This window comes from Kitasatospora sp. NPDC007106, from assembly GCF_040634455.1.
GTDB lineage: Bacteria > Actinomycetota > Actinomycetes > Streptomycetales > Streptomycetaceae > Kitasatospora > Kitasatospora arboriphila.
Genome location: NZ_JBEYFP010000933.1, coordinates 1 through 2,156, shown reverse-complemented (window position 1 = coordinate 2,156; position 2,156 = coordinate 1). Strand labels below are relative to the sequence as shown.

Here is a 2,156-nt window from a genome sequence, read left to right as displayed (position 1 = left end):
GGCCGCGGGCTGCGGTCAGGAGCGCAGGGCGGGCAGCACGAGTTCGCGATAGGCGTCGAAGAAGACCTCCTGGTCGGGGCCCACCTGGCCGACGTACACCTCGTCGAAGCCGGCGCGGGCGTAGCCGCGCACCGTGTCGATGTGCTGCTGGGCGTCGTCGCCGCAGGTCACCGCGTCGTCGATCATGTCGCGGGTGACGAGTTCACCGGCCTGCTCGAAGTGCGCGGGGGTGGGCAGCAGCTGGGCGAGTTCGCCGGGCAGCAGTTCGGTGGGCCAGAGCCGGTGGACGGTGTCGACGGCCTTCTCGCGGTTGCTGCTCCAGCAGACCTTCACCCCGCCGACGACGGGTTTTCCCGCGCCGCCGCCCTCGCGGAAGGCGGCGACCAGGTCGGCGTCCGGGGTCATGGTGACGAAGCCGTCGCCGATCCGGCCGGCCAGTTCGGCGGCGTTCGGCCCGAAGCCGGAGACGTACACCGGCAGCGGTCCGTCGGGCGGGGTGTAGAGCCGGGCGTTGTCGACCGTGTAGTGGCGGCCGCGGTGGCTGACCTGGCGGCCGGTGAAGAGCGCGCGCATCACCTCGACGGCCTCCTCCAGCATGGCGGCGCGGTCGTCGAAGGACGGCCAGCGGTCGCCGAGGACGTGCTCGTTCAGTGCCTCGCCGGTGCCGACGCCGAGGGTGAACCGTCCGCCCAGCAGCACGCTGGAGGTGGCCGCGGCCTGCGCGGTGACGGCCGGGTGCAGCCGGACGGTCGGGCAGGTCACCAGGGTGGTGACCGGCAGGTCCACGGCCTGCGACAGTGCGCCGATCATCGACCAGACGAACGGGCTGTTGCCCTGGGCGTCGTTCCACGGGTGGAAGTGGTCGGAGATCGCCAGCCGGGTGAATCCGGCCCGCTGCGCGCGCCGGGCCTGGTCGATCAGTTCGGCGGGCGTGAACTCCTCGCAGGACAGGAAGTAGCCGTACTCGGTCATGGCGTGCCGGTCCTCTCTGTGGCGGCCCCCTACCGTGCGGCGGCTACCCGGGGCGGCGCCGGGGACACCTCGCCCCGCCGTCCCTGCGGACTCAGGCGGAGAGCAGCGCCGTGATGCAGCCGTCCCAGTCGAGCCGGGCGGCCTCCGAGCCGACCGGCACCAGTTCGGTGGTGACGGCGAGGAAGCGGGTCAGGTGGCCCACCGGGGTGTGCAGCAGGGCCACGTCGGCCTGCCGGCCCAGCGCGATGAACACGTCGGTGTCGCAGCAGGGTTCGACGCGGACGTCGCCGTCGCCGGCCGGTCCGCGGAGCCCGGCGAGCAGCAGGTCGCGGGCGACGACCCAGGTGGCCTCGGGGTCGAAGCCGTGGAAGTCCAGGTGGACGGCGTAGGGGTCGTCGGTGCGGTAGTGGCAGACGACGCTCAGGTCGTGGACCGAGTCGGCCCCGGTGATCAGCCGCATGGGCATGCGGGCGGTGACGCCTTCCATCTGTGGCAAGTCCCTTCGCCGGGCCGGCGCAGCGCACCGTGGTGGGCCCCGCGTCTGCCCGCAGGCCGGCCGGCCACACGGCCCGGGATGTGCGGATCCGGTGAATGATGCACCGTCAGGCGGGTTGTGCGAGGCGGACGGAGGCCTCCAGCAGCAGCGCGTGGACGAAGGCCTGCGGCAGGTTGCCGCGCAGCTGGCGCTGGGCGACGTCGAACTCCTCGGCGTACAGCCCGGCGGGCCCGCAGGCGGCGCGGTTGCGTTCGAACCAGCGCACGGCCTCCACCGCGTCGCCCTGCTGGTGCTCGGCGAGGGCGAGCACGAAGCCGCACAGCAGGAAGGCGCCCTCCGCCTCCTCCAGCGGGCGGCGGTCGTGGCGGAACCGGTAGAGGTAGTGGTCCTGGACGAGGTCGGCGCGGACGGCCCGCAGGGTGGCCGCGCAGCACGGCGACGGCGTGCCGGGCGTCGCGGCGTCCGAGGACGTGCGGCAGGTCGGGGACGCAGTCGGCCCAGGACTCCTCGGTGCCGCGCCAGAGCACGTCGGCCGGGTCCGGCGGCGGCAGCGGCCGGTCGGAGACCTCCAGCACCAGGTCGTGGTGGGCGCCGGCGTCCAGGCGTACCGCGGCGGTGAGGGCGGTGCCGTCCGGGCCGGCGGGCCGGGCACCGGGGGCGCCGGTCCAGCGCAGGTGCAGGTCGCCGG

3 protein-coding genes are annotated in these 2,156 nt (G+C 74.4%); all 3 read right to left on the bottom strand.

What is annotated here, in order from left to right; genetic code table 11:
* Positions 1-15: 15 nt before the first annotated feature.
* Positions 16-972 (bottom strand): TIGR03557 family F420-dependent LLM class oxidoreductase, encoded by a 957-nt coding sequence (locus ABZ641_RS34180; RefSeq protein WP_359988218.1) that lies wholly within the window; start codon positions 970-972, stop codon positions 16-18.
* A gap of 91 nt (positions 973-1,063) precedes the next feature.
* Positions 1,064-1,459 (bottom strand): SsgA family sporulation/cell division regulator, encoded by a 396-nt coding sequence (locus ABZ641_RS34175; protein ID WP_359988216.1) that lies wholly within the window; start codon positions 1,457-1,459, stop codon positions 1,064-1,066.
* Between the two features lie 115 nt (positions 1,460-1,574).
* Positions 1,575-2,156: glycoside hydrolase family 15 protein (locus ABZ641_RS34170; RefSeq protein WP_359988214.1), on the bottom strand; the 582-nt coding region annotated here is incomplete at its 5' end.

Coding starts and splice junctions, on each gene's coding strand:
- ABZ641_RS34175 (WP_359988216.1), bottom strand. CDS start 1,459: ATGGAAGGCGTCACCGCCCGCATGCCCATGCGGCTGATCACCGGGGCC.
- ABZ641_RS34180 (WP_359988218.1), bottom strand. CDS start 972: ATGACCGAGTACGGCTACTTCCTGTCCTGCGAGGAGTTCACGCCCGCC.